This window comes from Roseateles sp., from assembly GCF_039595295.1.
GTDB lineage: Bacteria > Pseudomonadota > Gammaproteobacteria > Burkholderiales > Burkholderiaceae_C > Roseateles.
Genome location: NZ_JBCNLU010000024.1, coordinates 1 through 18,184, shown reverse-complemented (window position 1 = coordinate 18,184; position 18,184 = coordinate 1). Strand labels below are relative to the sequence as shown.

16 protein-coding genes are annotated in these 18,184 nt (G+C 69.4%); 8 read left to right on the top strand and 8 right to left on the bottom strand.

What is annotated here, in order from left to right; translation table 11 throughout:
* Window positions 1-37: 37 nt before the first annotated feature.
* Both ABDW59_RS16925 and ABDW59_RS16920 read right to left on the bottom strand, forming a co-directional pair.
* A complete protein-coding gene (locus tag ABDW59_RS16925; protein ID WP_343631162.1) occupies window positions 38-1,423 on the bottom strand; it encodes a sensor histidine kinase in 1,386 nt (461 codons plus the stop codon).
* A 21-nt stretch (window positions 1,424-1,444) separates the two neighbouring features.
* Window positions 1,445-2,125, bottom strand: a complete 681-nt coding sequence (locus ABDW59_RS16920; RefSeq protein WP_343631160.1) for a response regulator transcription factor — start codon at window positions 2,123-2,125, stop codon at window positions 1,445-1,447.
* Between the two features lie 135 nt (window positions 2,126-2,260).
* Between ABDW59_RS16920 and ABDW59_RS16915 the strand changes: the two genes are divergently transcribed.
* The 3 genes from ABDW59_RS16915 to ABDW59_RS16905 are packed head-to-tail and all read left to right on the top strand — an operon-like array spanning window position 2,261 to window position 4,698.
* Entirely contained in the window at window positions 2,261-3,172 is a 912-nt protein-coding gene (locus ABDW59_RS16915; RefSeq protein ID WP_343631158.1) for an alpha/beta fold hydrolase, read from the top strand.
* Entirely contained in the window at window positions 3,156-3,446 is a 291-nt protein-coding gene (locus tag ABDW59_RS16910; protein WP_343631156.1) for an acyl carrier protein, read from the top strand. The genes ABDW59_RS16915 and ABDW59_RS16910 overlap by 17 nt, the downstream gene beginning before the upstream one ends.
* 13 nt (window positions 3,447-3,459) lie before the next feature.
* Window positions 3,460-4,698 (top strand): beta-ketoacyl-[acyl-carrier-protein] synthase family protein, encoded by a 1,239-nt coding sequence (locus ABDW59_RS16905; protein WP_343631154.1) that lies wholly within the window; start codon window positions 3,460-3,462, stop codon window positions 4,696-4,698.
* A gap of 68 nt (window positions 4,699-4,766) precedes the next feature.
* Here ABDW59_RS16905 and ABDW59_RS16900 read toward each other — a convergent pair whose 3' ends face one another.
* Window positions 4,767-5,405, bottom strand: a complete 639-nt coding sequence (locus ABDW59_RS16900; protein WP_343631152.1) for a response regulator — start codon at window positions 5,403-5,405, stop codon at window positions 4,767-4,769.
* Entirely contained in the window at window positions 5,402-7,393 is a 1,992-nt protein-coding gene (locus ABDW59_RS16895) for a PAS domain S-box protein (protein WP_343631150.1), read from the bottom strand. The genes ABDW59_RS16900 and ABDW59_RS16895 overlap by 4 nt, the downstream gene beginning before the upstream one ends.
* Window positions 7,394-7,567: 174 nt before the next feature.
* Here ABDW59_RS16895 and ABDW59_RS16890 point away from each other — a divergent pair, with 174 nt between their 5' ends.
* The 4 genes from ABDW59_RS16890 to ABDW59_RS16875 all read left to right on the top strand — a co-directional run bounded on the left by ABDW59_RS16890 (window position 7,568) and on the right by ABDW59_RS16875 (window position 11,584).
* Complete coding sequence (locus tag ABDW59_RS16890; protein ID WP_343631148.1) at window positions 7,568-8,602, top strand: TRAP transporter substrate-binding protein; 1,035 nt, start codon at window positions 7,568-7,570, stop codon at window positions 8,600-8,602.
* A gap of 123 nt (window positions 8,603-8,725) precedes the next feature.
* Window positions 8,726-9,385, top strand: a complete 660-nt coding sequence (locus tag ABDW59_RS16885; protein WP_343631256.1) for a TRAP transporter small permease — start codon at window positions 8,726-8,728, stop codon at window positions 9,383-9,385.
* Complete coding sequence (locus tag ABDW59_RS16880) at window positions 9,382-10,710, top strand: TRAP transporter large permease subunit (RefSeq protein WP_343631146.1); 1,329 nt, start codon at window positions 9,382-9,384, stop codon at window positions 10,708-10,710. Before ABDW59_RS16885 ends, ABDW59_RS16880 begins: the two co-directional genes overlap by 4 nt.
* Before the next feature lie 319 nt (window positions 10,711-11,029).
* On the top strand, window positions 11,030-11,584 hold the full coding sequence (locus ABDW59_RS16875; RefSeq protein WP_343631144.1) for a hypothetical protein: 555 nt from the start codon (window positions 11,030-11,032) through the stop codon (window positions 11,582-11,584).
* 15 nt (window positions 11,585-11,599) lie between these two features.
* Here ABDW59_RS16875 and fdhD read toward each other — a convergent pair whose 3' ends face one another.
* The 4 genes from fdhD to ABDW59_RS16855 all read right to left on the bottom strand — a co-directional run bounded on the left by fdhD (window position 11,600) and on the right by ABDW59_RS16855 (window position 16,992).
* Window positions 11,600-12,454 (bottom strand): formate dehydrogenase accessory sulfurtransferase FdhD, encoded by an 855-nt coding sequence (gene fdhD / locus ABDW59_RS16870; RefSeq protein ID WP_343631142.1) that lies wholly within the window; start codon window positions 12,452-12,454, stop codon window positions 11,600-11,602.
* Window positions 12,451-12,768, bottom strand: coding sequence for a hypothetical protein (locus tag ABDW59_RS16865; RefSeq protein WP_343631140.1), 318 nt, complete (start codon window positions 12,766-12,768; stop codon window positions 12,451-12,453). Before ABDW59_RS16865 ends, fdhD begins: the two co-directional genes overlap by 4 nt.
* A 46-nt stretch (window positions 12,769-12,814) precedes the next feature.
* Complete coding sequence (locus ABDW59_RS16860; RefSeq protein ID WP_343631138.1) at window positions 12,815-15,172, bottom strand: FdhF/YdeP family oxidoreductase; 2,358 nt, start codon at window positions 15,170-15,172, stop codon at window positions 12,815-12,817.
* 149 nt (window positions 15,173-15,321) lie between these two features.
* Window positions 15,322-16,992, bottom strand: a complete 1,671-nt coding sequence (locus ABDW59_RS16855) for an OFA family MFS transporter (protein ID WP_343631136.1) — start codon at window positions 16,990-16,992, stop codon at window positions 15,322-15,324.
* Window positions 16,993-17,521: 529 nt separating this feature from the next.
* Between ABDW59_RS16855 and ABDW59_RS16850 the strand changes: the two genes are divergently transcribed.
* Window positions 17,522-17,878, top strand: coding sequence for a DUF4148 domain-containing protein (locus ABDW59_RS16850; RefSeq protein WP_343631134.1), 357 nt, complete (start codon window positions 17,522-17,524; stop codon window positions 17,876-17,878).
* Window positions 17,879-18,184 lie beyond the last annotated feature (306 nt).

The window sequence follows — 18,184 nt, the reverse complement described above, 5'->3', positions numbered from 1 at the left end:
GCGGAGCGAGGTCACGCGGCGCGAATCGGCAGCCGGCTCAGCCGGCCCGCTTGGGCACGCTCAAGCGCACGCGCAGTCCGGGACCGGACACGGCGTCCAGCAGCTCCAGCCGGCCGCGATGCCGCTGCGCGATGTCCAACGCGATCGCCAGCCCCAGCCCGCTGCCGGTGACCTTGGATTCGCCGCCGCGCTCGAAGCGGCGCAGCGCGCGCGCGCGGTCCTCGGGCGGGATGCCGGGGCCGTTGTCCGCGACCTCCAGCCAGGCCCACTCGCCCGAGCAGCCGGTGCTCACCGTGATGCTGGCGTTCGAGCCGGCGTAATTCACGCTGTTGTGCAGCAGGTTCTCAAGCAGCTCCCGCAGCAGGAAGCCCTGCCCCAGCGTGGGAGCGCCCTCCAGCTCGAAGCCCAGGTCCACGCCCGACTCCAGCGCGCGCGGCACCCAGTCCTCGGCCACCTGGGCGGCGATGTCGCGCAGGTCCAGCGGCTGGTCGTTGATGGCGGTGTCCGCCTCGGCGCGCGCGATGGACAGCATCTGCGTCGCCAACCGCGCGCTGCGATCCACCTGGTGCTGCAAGCGCTTGAGCAGCGGCTCCACCTGCGGATCGTGCGGCTCCAGCAAGGCCAGGTCGATCTCGGTCCGCAGCGAGGTCAGCGGCGTGCGCAGCTGATGCGCGGCGTTGGCCAGGAAGTCCTGCTGCGCCGAGGACGCGCGCCGCAGGCGCTCGAACAGGCGGTTGAAGGCGGCGATCAGCGGTCGCAGCTCGCCGGGCACGTTGGCCTGCAGCGGCTCCAGGCGGGTGAGGTCGCGCTGTTCCAGCTCGGCGCTGAGCCGCGCCAGCGGGCGCAGGCCTCGATAGGTCGCCCACCAGCCCGCCGCCGCCAGCAACACCGCCATGCCGCCGATGATCAGCCCCACCACCAGCACCAGCTGCTGTTGCAGCGCGTCGCGCTTGTTCAGGGTCTCCGCCACCAGGATCTGGCAGACGCGGCCGTTGCCGCAGGTCGCGCCCAGCGCGGCGGCGCGCAGCGTCTCGCCGTTCAGGTTGGCGACGGTGAAGATCCACTCGTTGGGCTTGCGCCAGGGCAGCTGGATGCGCGCGAGCTGCTGGTCCCCGTGCAGCACATTGCCGGCCGGATCGAGGACCAGGTAGTAGATGCGGTCGGTGCGGTCGAAGCGCAGCGCCCGGTCGGTCGGGCCGGACACGTCGACGAAGACCTGGCCGTCGCGCTCCCGCAGCAGGCTGGCCACGGCCAGCGCGGTGTCGCCCAGCGCCTGGTCCAGCCAGCTGATGGCCGTGTCGTGCATGACCTGGTAGAGCACCAGCCCGGCCACCGGCACCGCCACCAGCACGGGAAGCATCAGCCAGATCAGCAGGCGTTGCTTGAGGCTGTAGGTGGCGCGGCGGAGCTGGGAGTCGGTCATGCGGGCGAGCCTACCCCACCCTCAGGCCTTGGCCGGCGGCGCCTCTTCCAGCAGATAGCCCAGGCCGCGCACGGTGCGCAGCTGCAGGCCGGCGGGCTCGATCTTGGCCCGCAGCCGCGACACGCAGACCTCGATCGCGTTGTCGCTGACGCCCTGCTCCCAGCCGTTGCTGGCCGAGGCGATCTGCTCCTTGGCCACCACCTTGCCGGCGCGCGCCAGCAGGAAGCCCAGCACGTCCCATTCGCGCGCCGACAGCGCCAGCGGCTCCTCGCCGACGAAGGCGCGACGCGCTTCCAGGTCCATGCGCAGCGCGGCCAACTGCAGCTCGTTGCCGCTGCGCGCCTGGCTGCGGCGCACCAGCGCGCGGGCCCGGGCGATCAGCTCGCTCAGCGCGAAGGGCTTGACCAGATAGTCGTCGGCGCCGCCCTCCAGTCCCCGCACACGGTCCTCGACCGCGTCACGAGCTGTCAGCAGCAACACGGGGACCTGGCTGCCCTGGGCGCGGACGCGGCGCAGGGTCTCGAAGCCGTCGATGCCGGCCAGACCGATGTCCAGGATCAGCAGGTCGTAACGATCCTCCCGCAGCGACAGCGGAACGGGCTCGCCACGGGCGCTGACGTCCACGACCCAGGACTGCGAGCGCAGCGCCCGGGCGGTGGATTCCGCCAGGAAATCATCGTCTTCGACCAGAAGGATTCGCATGGTGAAGGATCCTAAGCGGTGTGCCTTGCGCCGGCCCATCGGGCTCCTTGCAGAAACCTGAGCGCAACGGCGTCGACAGCTTTCTGACAGCTTTGCGTCAAGTCCGCAACAGCGACCGCCGCCAACATGCCGGACATGCCGAACCAAATCCACTCTTTCACCACGTCGCCGTCGGCCACCGGCCTGGCGCAACCGGCGCTCGACCCGCGGCCCGCGGTGTTGCTGCTGCACGGGCTGTGCGCCAATCCGCTGGAGATGATGCCGCTGGCGCGCTCGCTGCGCGACGCCGGCTACGTCGTGGAAGCCCCCGCGCTGGACGGCTACGGCGTGTCGGCCACCGACGGCGCCCGCCGCCGCCCGGTGCCGCGCTTCGAGGAATGGGTCGACATGGCCGCCGCGCATTACGACGCGCTGGCCGCGAAACACGCGCGGGTCGCCATCGGCGGCCTGTCGATGGGCTCGGTGCTGACCCTGGCCCTGGCGCTCAAGCGCCCGGCCGCGGCGCTGATGCTGCTGTCCACCAGCCTGCATTTCGACGGCTGGAACGTCTCGCCCTGGCGCCGTCTGCTGCCGCTGGCCTACGTGCCGCCGCTGCGACAGTGGCTGGCCTTCCGTGAAGCCCCGCCCTACGGCATCAAGAACGAACGCCTGCGCGAGTGGGTCGCCCAGGCCATGAACTCCAGCCACGTCTCGGCGGCCGGTGCCGACCGCCTGCCGGCCGCCTCGCTGCATCAGGCCTCGCGCCTGATCCGCCATGTGCGCGCGCGTTTGCACGAGATCGATGCGCCCACCGTGGTGCTGCACGCCAGCGAGGACGACGTCAGCGGCCCGCGCTCGGTGCTGGAGCTGCAGCGCCGGCTGGGCACGACGCCCGAGGTGCACTGGTTCCACCACAGCTATCACATGCTGACCCTGGACAACGAGCGCGGCGCGGTCACGCAGACCGCCCGCCAATTCCTGCTGCGTCAGGTGCCCGTCGCGGACCTGGCCGAGCGTCTCCAACCTTTGACCGCGACCGAGGATCTCCGCCATGAGCAACACGCTTGAACAACTGCGTCGCCTTGCCTGCCACGAGCTGGGCATGTCCGACGATGAACTGAAGAACGACGTCGCCTTCTCCGAACTGGGTCTGGACTCGCTGATGCTGGTCGACTTCATGTTCGCGGTCGAGGATCACTTCCATGTCCAGATCGACCACGACATCGCGATGAAGCAGCCGACGATCGCCGGTCTGTCCTCGATCGTGGACGGCCTGCTGGCCGAGTCCAGCGGCGGTCAGGCCAAGGCGCCAGCCGCCGACACGGCGGCGGCCGCCGCCTGAGGACGAGCGGCCGATGAGCGCGGACGCACGATCGGAAGCCATATGGATCACCGGCATCGGCGCGTGCAGCGCGCTCGGCCCGGACGCGGACGCGCTGGCGGACGCGCTGGAGCAGGGCCGCTCGGGCGTGGCGCTGCAGCCGGGCGAACCGGCCCGCGGCGTGCCGCCCTTCGCGGCGGCGGCGGTGACGCTGGCGCTGGGGCAGGACATGCCGCCGGCGCAGCGCAACCTGCACGACCGGCACAGCCTGATGGCGCTGCATGCCGCGCGCGAGGCCTGGGCCCATGCGGGCCTGCCGGCGACGGCGGCCGCGCCGGAGCGCTCGGCCGTGGCCTGGGGCACCGGGCTGGGCGGCTCGAACGCGCTGCAGCAGTCCTACACGGAGCACCTGGTGAAGGAGGTGCCGCGCATCCATCCGTACACGGTGGTGCGGGTGATGGCCAACTCGGCGGCGTCGCATCTGGCGATGAAGTACGGGCTCAAGGCGGCGATGCTGACGATCTCGAACGCGTGCGCCTCCTCGGCGCAGGCGATCGGCGAGGCGCTGATGCTGATGCGTCAGGGCCGGGCGGACGTGGCCCTGGTGGGCGGCTCGGAGGCGATGCTGAATCCGGGCTCGGTGGCGGCGTGGCAGGCCATGGGCGTGATGGCCGCGGCGGACGCGGAAGACCCGTCGCGCAGCTGCCGGCCCTTCGACGACGCGCGCAAGGGCCTGGTGCTGGGCGAGGGCTCGGCGGCACTGGTGCTGGAGACGGCCTCCCACGCCCGCGCACGCGGCGCTTCGGCGCTTGCCGTGCTGGCCGGTTACGGACATAGCGTCGACGCGGTGCATCTGTCGCGTCCCGACGCCGACGGTCAGGAGCGCGCGCTGCGGGCGGCGCTCAAGGACGCGGGCATCGAGCCGGGGCAAGTGGGCTACGTGAACGCGCACGGCACGGCGACGGATGTCGGCGACACGGTCGAGTGCGAATCGCTGATGCGGGTCTTCGGCCAGCGCGGCGTGCCGGTGAGCGCGACCAAGGCGCTGCACGGTCACCTGATCGGCGCGGGCGGCGCGCTGGAGCTGGTCGCCTGCGTGCAGGCGCTGCGCCGCGGCAAGCTGCCGGCGAGCGCCAATGTCCGCAGCAGCGTGCTCGAGGAGATCGCCGATGTGATCCGCGAGACGCGCGACTTCGACCGATCGAAGGCGATCGTCAGCAACTCTTTCGCCTTCGGCGGGAGCAATGTGTCGCTGGTGATCAACGCGGCCTGAGGCCTCGTTCGCGATTCACAGTAGGCGCCGTCATCGACGATGGCGGCTGGGGAAACTTGGAGGGGCGCTCACTGAGCGCCCTTCTCCCTTTTCAGCTCGAAGCGTTCCAGCAGGGTCGCCAGTTCCGCCGCGGAGCGCAGACCCAGCTTCGTGAACGCCCGTGCGCGGTGGACTTCCACCGTGCGGATCGCGATGCCGAGCTCGTCCGCGACCTGCTTGTTCAGCTTGCCCGCAGCGACCAGCAGCGCGACCTCGCGCTCCCGGTCCGTCAAGGTCGCCAGCTTGCCCGAGGCATCCGCATGCGCGCGCGCCTCGCGCTGACGATGCACGTCCAGCGCCAGCGCGCGCTGCACCTTGTTCACCAGCGCCTGATCGTTGAACGGCTTCTCCACGAAGTCGATCGCGCCCTTCTGCATCGCGTCCACCGCCATCGGGATGTCGCCGTGCCCGCTCAGGAAGATCACCGGCATCGGGATGCCGCGCGCGATCAGCTCGTCATGCACTTGCAAGCCCGACAGCGGCTCCATCCGCACGTCCAGCACGATGCAGCCATGCGGCTCGAAAGCCTGCTCGATCGCCTCCAGCAAGGCCGGCCCGCTCGCGTGCGTCTCCACCCGCAGCCCGTGCGAGCGCATCAGGAAGGCCAGCGCATCCAGCACCGCCGCCTCGTCGTCCACCAGGTGGACCGTCGCCTGAGGGTCGCTCATCGTTCGCTCTCCTTGTTCCCCGTCATCCGCGGCGCCGACGTGGTCGACATCGTCGACACCATCGGCGCCATCGACGTCGCCGGCTCATCGGGACACGGCGCCTGCGTCGCGCACAGCGGCAGCGTGAAGCTCACCCTCGCGCCGCCCAGCGCGCCGACGCCGGCCTCCATGCCGCCGTGGTGCGCCTCCACCACCGACCGGCAGATCGCCAGTCCCATCCCCATGCCCTCGGCCTTGGTCGAATAGAAGGCCGTCGTCAGCTGATCGATGCCGCGCCCCTGCAGGCCCGGTCCGTTGTCGTCGACGTCCACGCGCACGAAGCGCTCGCCCACGCGCAGCGCCGCGATCCGCAGCCGCGCATCCGAACGCCCGTGTAGCTCGTCCAGCGCGTTGCGGATCAGGTTGATCAGCACCTGCTCGATCAGCACCGCATCGGCCTGCACCGCCGGCAGGTCCGGCGGCATCAGCACCTCCACCGGCACGCCGCTCAGATCCCGCTTGAGCAGCGCCAGCACCCGCGACACCAACTCCGGCACCGCGCAGCGCTCGGGCTGCGGCGCGCGCCGCGTCAGGAAGGCGCGGATGCGCTGCACGATGCGGCCCGCCTCCATCGCTTGCTCGCCCAGGCGCTTGAGCGCCCCCATCACGATCTCGTCGGTCTGCCCGCTGCGCTCCAGCGAGCGGATCGCGCCCGCGTTATAGCCGGCGATCGCCGCCAGCGGCTGATTCAACTGATGCGCCAGCGCCGAGGCCACCTCGCCCAGCGTGCTCAGCCGCGCCTGATGGGCGAGCGCCTCGGTGCGGCGGCGTTCGCGTTCCTCGGCCTGCTTGCGCGCGCTGATGTCCACGATGGACCCCATCCATCCGATCTGATGGCCCGACGCATCCACCAGCGGCGCCTCCAGGATCATCACGTCGATGGCATGCCCGTCGCGGTGCATCCAGCGCGCCTCATAGCCGTCGCGCGGCGCGCCCCCGGCCATGTTGCGGCGGTGCCGGCGCAGGCTGTCCTCCATCTCGTCGGGGAGCCAGTAGGGCATGGGCGGCAGGCGGCCGAGCAGCTCCTCCGCGCTGTAGCCCACCAGATCGCAGAAGGCGCGATTCACATGGGTGAGCCGCCCGTCCAGATCGCGCCCCCGCAGGCCCACCGTCAGCGAGTCCTCCACCGCGCGGCGCCAGGCGGCCTCGGTGCGGGCCTCGTTCTCGGCGCGGCGCACCTCGCGCATCTGCCGGCGCAGCATGCCGCTGGCCAGCGCCGACAGCAGGATGAACACGCCCATCAGCGCCGCCGCCAGCGTGTGCCACCACGGCGTGTGCCGATTGCGGGTGTTGAGCTCCAGCCAGGTCTCGCGCATCGCCGGATCGACGCTGACCCGATAGCTCTGCGTGCCCGGCTGCTGCAGCGGCTCGCCGTTCTGCGCCAGCCGCTGGCCGAGCGCATCGACCAGGCGCACGTCGTACTTCTGCGCCAGCCACCAGGGCAAGGTCTGGCGCAGCAGCGCGCTCGGCGCGAAGCGCACCACCAGCCGCCCGCCCTGCGGCCGCGGCGCGCTCCAGTGCGCGGTCACGCCGCCCTCGTCCAGGCTCACGCCGCTGCGCTCGCGCACCGGCGCCAGCGTGTGCGGCGTCTGCTGCGGCACATGGGCCAGCACGCGGTTGTTGGCGTCCAGCACGGTCACGCTGACCCACAGTCGCCGCAACCCCTCGGTCACCGCCTGCTGCCGCAGCAGCGTGCTGTCGTCGACCTTGGCCGGCAGCTGCTGCGCGAGGCGGTCCACCGCCGCATGCTCCGCATTGAGCCAGTCGCTGATGCGCGCCTCCAGCGAGAGCGAGTCCGCGATCAGCGTCAGCCGCTCCTCCTCCAGATCGGCCTGATCGGTCAACCGCAGCCACACGCCCACCGACGCGGCGAAGGCCAGCGCCAGCAGCAGCGGCAAAGCCCAGCTGGCGCGCTTGAGCAGGTGGGGGAGTCGTCGCGCGGCGGCCATGGCCGGCAGTCTAGGCGCTGCGCCTCTCGCACGCGCGGCGCGGAGGCGGGCGTTTCGCATTTCCCCAATGTGGAAGTCCACAACTGGCCGTGCGCGGGGCCGATTTCCACAATCCGCCCCATCCCAGGATGCCCCGAGTCCCGGCGCAGCCAAGAACACCAGGAGACCTCCCCCATGTCCGTTCTCTTCTCCCGCAGCGTCCCCCGCCGCCTGCTGCTGTCCGCCGCGCTGGCCGTCGCCGGCCTGAGCGCCGCCGGCGCCTCGTTCGCCCAAGCGCCCATCGTCATCAAGCTCAGCCACGTGGTCGCCCCCGACACGCCCAAGGGCAAGGGCGCGCAGCGCTTCAAGGAACTGGCCGAGGAGCGCAGCAAGGGCCGGCTGAAGGTCGAGGTCTATCCCAACAGCCAGCTCTACAAGGACAAGGAAGAGTTGGAGGCGCTGCAGCTGGGCTCGGTGCAGATGCTGGCGCCGTCGCTGGCCAAGTTCGGCCCGCTGGGCGTGAAGGAGTTCGAGGTCTTCGACCTGCCCTTCCTGTTCAAGGACGACGCCTCCTTCCGCAACACGACCAACACCCTGGGCATGGAGCTGTTCAAGAAGCTCGAGCCCAAGGGCATCAAGGGCCTGGCCTTCTGGGACAACGGCTTCCACATCATGAGCGCCAACAAGCCGCTGCACCACGTGGCGGACTTCAAGGGCCTGAAGATGCGCATCCAGTCCTCCAAGGTGCTGGACGCACAGATGCGCGCGCTGGGCGCGATCCCGCAGGTGATGGCCTTCTCGGAGCTGTACCAGGCGCTGCAGTCGGGCGTGGTGGACGGGACCGAGGGCGTGCCCTCCAACTTCTACACCCAGAAGACCTATGAGGTGCAGAAGCACACCACCATCAGCAACCACGGCCACCTGGCCTACGCGCTGATCATCAACAAGAAGTTCTATGACGGCCTGCCCGCCGACCTGAAGGCCGTGGTGGACAGCAGCGTCAAGGACGCCACCACCTACGCCAACGCGATCGCGCAGACCGAGAACCAGCAGGCGCTGGAGAAGATCAAGGCCAGCGGCAAGACCACCATCTACACGCTGACCCCGGCGGAAGTGAACGAGTGGAAGCTGGCGCTGATGCCGGTCCACAAGGAGATGGAAGGCCGCGTGGGCAAGAGCACGGTCGAGGCCGCCTACAAGGCCGCCGGCTTCGTCCCGCCGACCAAGTAAGCCCGTCGGCCGCCGGCGTCGCCGGCCCGCCTTTCTGAACCGTCGCCGTTCCCGGCGACCTTCCAAGCCGCGCTGTCCTCCGGCGGCGCGGCTTTTCTTTGTCCGAAGGAGATCGCCATGTCCCTGAGATGGCTCGATCGATTGGAGGAGAGCCTGATCGCTTTCCTCATGGGCGCCGCGACGCTGGTGATCGCGATCGCCGTGCTGCACCGCTTTCTGGCAGGCGTCCCGCACCTGCAGGACCTGATCATCCGCATCGACGTGAGCTGGGCGCAGGAGCTGTGCATCTACATGTTCGTGTGGATGGCCAAGTTCGGCGCCGCCTACGGCGTGCGCGCCGGCACCCACGTCGGCGTGGACGTGCTGGTGCGCAAGCTCAAGCCGCAGCATGCGAAATACCTGGTGATCTTCAGCCTGCTCGCGGGCGCGGTCTTCACCGCCACCATCGGCACGCTGGGCGCGACCTTCGTCTGGGAGAACGGCGCCCACTATGCGTTCACGCACGCCTTCGGCATCGACAACCCCGACCTCTTCGAAGGCCCCACCTCGCCCGACCTGGAGATCCCGACCTGGATCGCCTACTCCTGCGTGCCGCTGGGCTCCTACCTGATGTGCTTGCGCTTCCTGCAGGTGTGCTGGCACTTCATCCGCACCGGTGAAGCGCCGCACGCGGACCACGGCCACGTGGAAGGCATCGAGGACGACGCCGCGGCGATCGGCTCGGCCAAGACCGCCGAGGAAGCCGCGAAGACCGCGGCGGGCTCGAAGGGAGATCGCGCATGAACACCCTGATCATCTTCTCGCTGCTGGTGGTGCTCATGCTCACCGGCATGCCGATCTCGATCTCGCTGGGCCTGACGGTCCTGACCTATCTCTTCACGATGACGAACGTGCCGATCGAATCGGTCGCGCTCAAGCTGTTCACCGGCATCGAGAAGTTCGAGATCATGGCCGTCCCGTTCTTCATCCTGGCGGGGAACTTCCTAACGCATGGCGGAGTAGCCAGACGGATCATCCACTTCGCCACGACCATGATCGGCCACTGGTACGGCGGTCTCGGTCTGGCCGGCGTGCTGGCCTGCGCGATGTTCGCGGCGATCTCGGGATCGTCGGTGGCGACGGTGGTGGCGGTCGGCTCCATCATCCTGCCGGCGATGACCAAGCAGGGCTATCCGAAGCAGTTCGGGGCTGGCGTGATCACGACCTCGGGCGCGCTGGGCATCCTGTTCCCGCCGTCGATCAACCTGGTGATGTTCTCGATCGCCACGGCCGGCATGTCGGCCACCGGTCCGCACGGCGAAGTCGTGGGTACGGCCTCGGTGGGTCAGCTGTTCATGGCCGGCGTGGTGCCGGGCGTATGCCTGTCGCTGCTGCTGGGTCTGACGACCTGGTACCGCGCCAAGAAGTACGACTACCCGCGCATGGTCAAGGCCACCTGGGGGGAGCGCTTCAAGGCCTTCCGCGACAGTTTCTGGGGCCTGATGCTGATCGTCGTCGTGATCGGCGGCATCTACAGCGGCAAGTTCACGCCGACGGAAGCGGCCGCCGTGGCCGCGGTCTACGCCTTCATCATCTCGGTCTTCGTCTACAAGGACATGCGCCTGAAGGACGTGCCCAAGGTGCTGCTGAAGGCGGCGGCGATGAGCTCGATGCTGCTGTACATCATCACCAACGCGGTGCTGTTCAGCTTCCTGATGGCCTCGGAGCAGATCCCGCAGACGATGGCGGCCTGGATGTCGGCGCAGGGCTTCGGACTGATCGTCTTCCTGCTGCTGGTCAACCTGATCCTGCTGGGCGCGGGCAACTTCATGGACCCGGCCGCGATCGTGCTGATCATGGCGCCCATCCTGTTCCCGGTCGCCGCCAAGCTGGGCGTGGATCCGGTGCACCTGGGCATTCTGATGGCGGTGAACATGGAGGTCGGCCTGTGCCATCCGCCGGTGGGGCTGAACCTGTACGTGGCCTCCGGGATCACGAAGATGGGGATCACCGAGCTCACCGTCGCGGTGTGGCCGTGGCTGCTGACCATGCTGGGCTTCCTGCTGGTGGTGACCTACTGGCCGGCGCTGTCGCTGGCGCTGCCGAGGTTGCTGGGATTGGTGGTCTGACGGCGGCGGGCCGCGGCCGGGAAAGACCCTCTCCCCTGCCCTCTCCCGCAAGCGGGCGAGGGAGAAAGAAGGTTCGCTCTCCCGCAAGCGGGCGAGGGAGAAAGAAGGTTCGCTCTCTCGCAAGCGGGCGCGCTGCCAACCCCCTCTCCCGCTTGCGGGAGAGGGCGGGGGAGAGGGTCTTCCGGGGCCGTGGCACGCCAGCGCCCCCAGCCGCCCGGAATCCCCCAGGACTACGGGGGAAAGCCCTGACCCCGACTTCAGCCACCCTTCAGCCCCGACGCGCATCTTGGGTCTCCGAGCGCAGGAGTTGGAGGACAGCATGCAAGGCGATCACCGGGACCTGATTCCACGGATCTGGCGCCACGGCGCCGCGCTCTTGCTGATGAGCATGAGCGCCGCGACCGCCGTCGCGCGCGACGGCCCGCCCGCGCCCGACCTCGCCGCGGTCGATGCGTCTCTCGTGGCCGCGGTCGCCGCCGCCTCGGCGCCCGACCCCGAATCGCCCCCTCCCCCGCCGCGCCCCACCGTCACCGCCATCAAGCCGCCCACCCTCGCCGAGCTATGCGCCCGCCTGCAACCCTGGCGCAACGGCCCCAACAGCAGCGACCGCGACAGCCCCGCGCTGCGCTCCGGCCTCGACATCCGCGTGATCGAGCTCCCCCGCGAAGGCGCGCCCCTCGGCCCGCCCCCCAAGCGCGCCCATCACGCGCTCAGCATCGGCATGGACGGCCCCAAGCAGATGCTCCGCGGCCTGGGACTGGACGCCACCGAGTGTGCCGGCCGTTTCCGCATGCCCTCCAAGCTCAACCGCAAGGGCGACGGGTCGACCTCGGTCGACATCTCGGCCCAGCTCGGGATGGCCTGCAAGTTCTGAGCCCTCGGCGCGGCGTCAGGCGTAGAGGGTCGCTCGGCCTTCTCGGACGAAGCCGGCCAGACGCAGTCCGCAGGACTGCGCCGTGCGGATCGCCAGGTGGGTCGGCGCGGAAACCGCCGCGAGCATCGGCATGCCCGCGATCGCGGCCTTTTGCACCATCTCGAAGCTGGCACGGCTGGTGACGGCGGCGAAGCCCGTCGACGGATCGATACCGGCACGCGCCATGGCGCCGATCAGTTTGTCCAGGGCGTTGTGGCGCCCCACGTCCTCGCGCACCAGGGTGACGCCGCCATCCGGCTCGCACCAGGCGGCGGCGTGGATGCCTCCGGTACGCTGCTGCAGCGGCTGAGCCTCGGCCAGCTCGCGCATCGCGCGCGACAGCGCCGGCACCAGCGCCTCGGGCGCGGCGAGCGCCGACGGCAAGGGCGGCACCGCGCGCTCCGGCACACGGAACACCTGGTCCAGGTTGTCCGTGCCGCAGAGCCCGCACCCCGTGCGGCCCGCCATGCTGCGACGACGCTCCTTGAGCAGCGCCTCGCAACGCGCGGTGACGGTGAGCTGCAAGGCGATGCCGTTGGCCCGCGTGCGCAGCTCCACATCCAGCAGATCAGCCGGCGTGGCCAGCAGCCCTTCCGTGAGCGAGAAGCCCAGCGCGAAGTCCTCCAGGTCCAGCGGCGTGGCCAGCATCACCGCATGCGACAGGCCGTTGTACTCCAGCGCGATCGGCACCTCCTCGGCGACGAACTCCTCGTCGGCGGCACGCGCGGCGCCCAGCCGCCGCGGCCGTACCGCGATCAGCGCGGCAGGCAGCGGCGCATCGCCCTCGTCGGGACGCAGGTCCTCGGGACCGGGCAGCGGGCAGCTCGTCATGCGGAAGGCTCCTCGTCGCCGCGACCGGCCGGCGTGATGTGCGCGATCCAGCGCCCGTCCTCGTCGAGCTGCAGCCGGACCCAGCCGGGTCCCTGCTCCGCGCCGACGCGGGCGTCGCTCATCAGCGTGTAGAGCCGCAGCAGCACGCTCACCCGCGTCCCCGTTCGCTTGGCCAGACGCGGCAGCGAGACGCCGTTGCCCGCGTCCAGCTCCGCCAGCGTCTCCAGCGCGACGCGCGCCTGCGCCGCGACGTCGCCGTCGTCCATCGCTACGTCGTCGTCGATCGCGGAATCGGGCACGTCGTCGCGGCTCATGGGGTCGGTCCCTGTCTCGGCCTCGGTCTCTGCGTCAGGTCCGATCTCAGGCGTTCGCGCCCGCGACCGAACGCGCCTGCTCCTGCGGCAGCGGCGCGTCCTGCGGACGCAGGGTCAGCACCACCGGGATGGACTTGGACGTCGGCGTGCCGGCGCCGATGGACACGCTGCTCAGCGGCACCAGCGAATTCGTCTCCGGGAAGTAGCTGGCCATGCATCCGCGCGGGATGTCGTATTCGATCAGCACGAACTTCTCGGCGCGACGCGTGTCGCCGTCCGGATAGACGCTGGTGATGTCCACCCACTGGCCGGCCTTCATGCCGATCTGGCGCAGGTCGTCCTTGTGGATGAAGACCACGCGGCGATGGCCCCAGACGCCGCGGTAGCGGTCGTCCATGCCGTAGATCGTCGTGTTGTACTGGTCGTGCGAGCGCACCGTCGCCAAGTTGAACACCACCGTCTTGTGCTCCTGCGCGCGAGCCTGCGCCAGGTGGAAGGGGGTGTCGGTGGGCAGCGCGTGGGTGATGAAGTTGGCCTTGCCGGTGGGCGTGTTCCAGACCCGCTCCGATGCCGTGTTGCGCAGGCGGAAACCGCCCGGCTGCTTGATCTTCTCGTTGAAGCCCTTGAAGTCGTCGAAGACCTCCTCGATCTTGTCGCGGATGCGGGCGTAGTCCTCGACCAGCCACAGCCACGGCGTCTTGGAACGACCCTTGAGCGTCGCCGCCGCCAGGCGCGCCACGATCATGGGCTCGGACAGCAGGTGCTCCGAGGCCGGCGCATTCATGCCGCTGGAGATGTGCACCATGCTCATCGAGTCCTCCACCGTCACGCCCTGCGGGCCCGTGGCCTGCATGTCGATCTCGGTGCGGCCCAGGCAGGGCAGCACCAGCGCTTCCTTCCCATGGATGGTGTGGCTGCGGTTGAACTTGGTGGTCACGTGGACCGTCAGGTCGGTCGAGCGCAGCGCCTTCCAGGTCGCCACCGTGTCGGGCGTCGCCGCGGCGAAGTTGCCGCCCAGCGCGAAGAAGACCTTGCCCTTGCCCTCCAGCATCGCCTGGATGGACTCGACCGTGCCGTAGCCGTTCTCGCGCGGCGGCTCGAAACCGAAGACCTGGCCCAGCCGGTCCAGCAGCGCCTTGGGCGGCTTCTCGTAGATGCCCATCGTGCGGTCGCCCTGCACGTTGGAGTGGCCGCGCACCGGGCAGGCGCCGGCGCCTTCGCGGCCCAGGTTGCCGCGCAGCATCAGCAGCGCCGCGATGTGCTGGATGGTCGCCACCGAATGCTGGTGCTGGGTGATGCCCATGCCCCAGCAGATGATCACGCGCTTGGCCTGGGCGTACAGGTCGCCGGCCGCGTTGAGCTGCTCGCGCGACAGGCCGGACTCGGCTTGCAGCGCGTCCCAGGACTCGGCGCGGATGCTGGCCTCGAAGTCATCGAAGCCGCTCGTGTGCTCGGCGATGAAGTCCAAGTCCAGCACGCGCTCGCCGCCCACGGCGACGGCCGCGTCGTCCAGCTCGAAGACGCGCTTGCACAGCGCCTTCATGACGGCCATGTCGCCGCCGATGCGCAGCTGGAAGTAGTTGGTCGAGATCGGCGTGCTGCCCATCGTCGCCATCTCCAGCTTGTCCTGCGGATCGGCGAAGCGCTCCAGACCGCGCTCGCGCAGCGGGTTGAAGCTGACGATCTTGCAGCCGCGCTTGGAGGCCTCGCGCAGCTCGCCCAGCATGCGCGGGTGATTCGTGCCCGGGTTCTGGCCGAAGATGAAGATCGCGTCCGCCCGCTCGAAGTCGTGCAGCGTCACCGTGCCCTTGCCGATGCCGATGGTCGGCTTCAGGCCCTGGCCGCTGGGCTCGTGGCACATGTTGGAGCAGTCGGGGAAGTTGTTGGTCCCGAACTCGCGCACGAACAGCTGATAGAGGAAGGCGGCTTCGTTGCTCGCGCGGCCGGAGGTGTAGAACATCGCCTCGTTGGGATCCTTCAGCGCGTTCAGGCGCGCGGCGATCAGCTCGAAGGCGTCGTCCCAGGCGATGGGCACGTAGCGGTCGCTGGCGGGGTCATAGACCAGCGGCTCGGTGATGCGGCCCAGGTTCTCGAGGTCGAAATCGGACCAGCCGGCCAGCTCGGTCACGGTGTGGCCGCCCAGCACGTCGGCCGTGGCGCGATGCGAGGTCGCTTCCGCGGCGATGGCCTTGGCGCCGTTCTCGCAGAACTCGAAGGTCGAGCGGTGATCCCGGTCCGGCCAGGCGCAGCCGGGGCAGTCGAAGCCGTCCGGCTGGTTGGCCGACAGCAGCGTCTTGGCGCCCTTGACCGCGATGCCTTGCGCTTGCAGCGTCTTGGCGACGCTCTTCAGCGCGCCCCAACCGCCCGCCGGGCCCTTGTAGAAGTGGATCTTCTGCTCGCTCATCGAGTCCTCTGAATTCTTGAGTTCCGCCCCGGCACGACATGCCCGGAAACGGAGTCGCCCCGTGGTCGCCGAAGCTCGACGGCCGCCGGGGCGAGGGGAATGCTACCCGGCCGCGCCCGAGGGCGCCGGCCAGGGGCCTGCGGTCAAGCTCAGTTGAAGAACTTGGCCACGCTCAGCATCGTCTTGTAGATACCCCAGGCCAGCGGCAGGCCCACGGCCAGCCAGGCCACGAAGACCAGCGCCGCCGGGGTCGCCTTGCCGGCGCCCGGGCCGCTGCCGACTTCGGAGGCGGCGGCCTTCTCGTGGGCCAGCTGCTTCTCGACCGCCAGTTCGGCGTCGGTCATGAAGTGCTTGTCGGCCACCGGACGCACCAGCAGGTTGGCCAGCAGGCCCACGGCCAGCATGCCCACCAGGATGTACATGGTCTGGTTGTAGACCTGCTCACGGGGGATGCCCATGCCCAGCTGGTAGTCGCGCATGCCGTTCACGATGAACGGGCCCAGGATGCCGGCGGTCGCCCAGGCAGTCAGCAGACGGCCGTGGATGGCGCCCACGAACTGCGTGCCGAAGAGGTCGCCCAGATAGGCCGGCACGGTGGCGAAGCCGCCGCCGTACATCGACAGGATCACGCAGACCGCGCCGACGAAGGCCAGCTTGTGACCCGCGGCCGCGCTGCTCGGCAGCGAGGCGTACAGCAGGCCGCCCAGCACGAAGAACACGGTGTAGGTCAGCTTGCGACCCAGCTTGTCCGACAGCGAGGCCCACACGAAGCGGCCGCCGATGTTGAACAGGCTCAGCAGCGCGGTGAAGCCGCCAGCGATCGCGGCGATCGCGGCCAGTTGGGTCTTGTCCAGCTCGGCGTACTTGGCCTGCACGCCGATCAGCGTGCCGCCGAAGATCTCCTGCAGCATCGGGCTGGCCATGCCGATCACACCGATGCCGGCGGTCACGTTCATGCACAGGACGACCCACACCAGCCAGAACTGGGGAATGCCCCAGACCTTCTTCACGTGCACGTGGCGCTTCGTGATCATGGCGTTGGCGGCTTGCGCCACGGGCGGCGTCCAGCCTTCCGGCTTCCAGCCGGTCGGGGGCACGCGGTAGCCCAACGCGCCGGCGACCATGAACACGAAGTAGATCAGCGCCATCACGACGAAGGTCTGCATCACGCCCGGGTCGGTCGGGGTGGCGAAGCGCTTCATCAGCTCCACCGCCAGGGGCGAGCCGATCATCGCGCCGCCGCCGAAGCCCATGATGGCCATGCCGGTGGCCATGCCGCGCCGGTCGGGGAACCACTTGATCAGGGTCGACACGGGCGAGATGTAGCCCAGGCCCAGACCGATGCCGCCAATGACGCCGGAACCCAGCACCATCATCCAGAACTGGTGGGTATGGATGCCGAAGGCCGAGATCAGCATGCCGCCGCACCAGCACACGGCCGACACGAGACCCGCCTTGCGGGGGCCGGCGCGTTCCAGCCAACCGCCCCAGATGGCGGCGGAGCAGCCCAGGAACAGGAAGAACAGCATGTAGATCGTGCCCAGCGTCAGCACGGTCCAGTCGCAGCTGGTGGTGGTGAGCTGCTCGAAGAAGCCCACGTCCTTGCCGCAGGCGGCGCCGGTGCCGGCGCTTTGCAGCATCTTGGACAGCGGCAGCCAGAACACCGAGAAGCCGTAGGCCATGCCGATGCACAGGTGGATGGCGAGCGCGCTCGGCGGCACGAGCCAGCGGTTGAAGCCGGGAGCGGCGATGGTGCGCTCCTTGTCCAGCCAGCTCGAGCCGGCGGATCCGACGCTGGGGTCGGTCAGCACAGTAGACATTCAGTCCTCCAGAAGAATTTGAACGGGCCGCCATGGGGCGGCCCGGTGTCCTTCGATCGCGGGACGGAACCCTCCTCCCGTTTCGCGATCGGCCGTCCGTCCCCTCGCCCTGTCCCTCTGGTAGCGCGACCAGTCAACAAGCCGTGAGGGCTTGCTCACTCGTTACGCGGCGCAAGAAATGGATCGGGAGGCTTTCGGCGGGCGCGATCTTGACGCATGTCAAAGACGTTTCCTGACAAACCTGCTGGGAAAACGGACGTCATTCGCACGGAACCGACAGCCGGTCGTCATGCCGGGCCGGGCGGCTGGCGGCACAACACCTCGGGTTTGTGCGATTGACGGACTAAGACCCCGCACGCGCGGGGGTTCAGGGCGAGGGGCGCGATTGTTGCGAAGCCGACAACGATGCGTTCCGGATCGAACCATTTATGTGATTCGGGTCAATGCCTATTGTTCAGCCATCGGCAAACGCAACGCCGCCCCACGAATCCTCCGAGCCGGAACGCTCGCACCGCTGAAAGGACATGCCATGAACACCGCCAAGACCCTGATCGCCTCCGCCCTGGTTGCCCTGACCGCTGTCGCGGCCCCGGCCTTCGCTCAGAGCTACAGCCACCTCGACCCGATCACCGCCAGCCAGAAGACCCGCGCCGAAGTGCTGGCCGATCTGGAGATCTATCGCGAATCGGGCTTGGCTGCGGTGGACCGCACCGAGGACTTCTCGCTGAACGCCAACCAGCGCGCCAAGGCCGAAGCCCGCTACGCGGAGCTGAAGGCCTCGCCCAAGTACGCGGCCCTGATCCAGCGCTTCGCCGCGCAGGAAGCCGCCAAGACCGCCAAGGCCACCGCCGGCGAAGCCGACGCGGCCGCCGTCTCGGCCCGCTGAGCCACCGGGGCGCACCGGCCCCGATCTCCACTTCATCGATTTCCTGGATCTTCCCGATCCCTCGATCTCTCGTCTCTCCTGAAGTCTCCGAAGGCGTCCATCAGCGTCTTCGTTTGCCGGACCGCCCCTCGGGGTCGTCCGGCTTTTTGTTATCCGGGGATGTTCTCGATGTCCTCGACGTCCTCGATGTCCTCGATGCTCGATGCTCGATGCTCGATGCGCTTGATGCGCTTGATGCGCTCGATGACCTGGGTCGCCTTTACTCCCTCGCCCGCTTGCGGGAGAGGGCGGGGGAGAGGGTCTTCG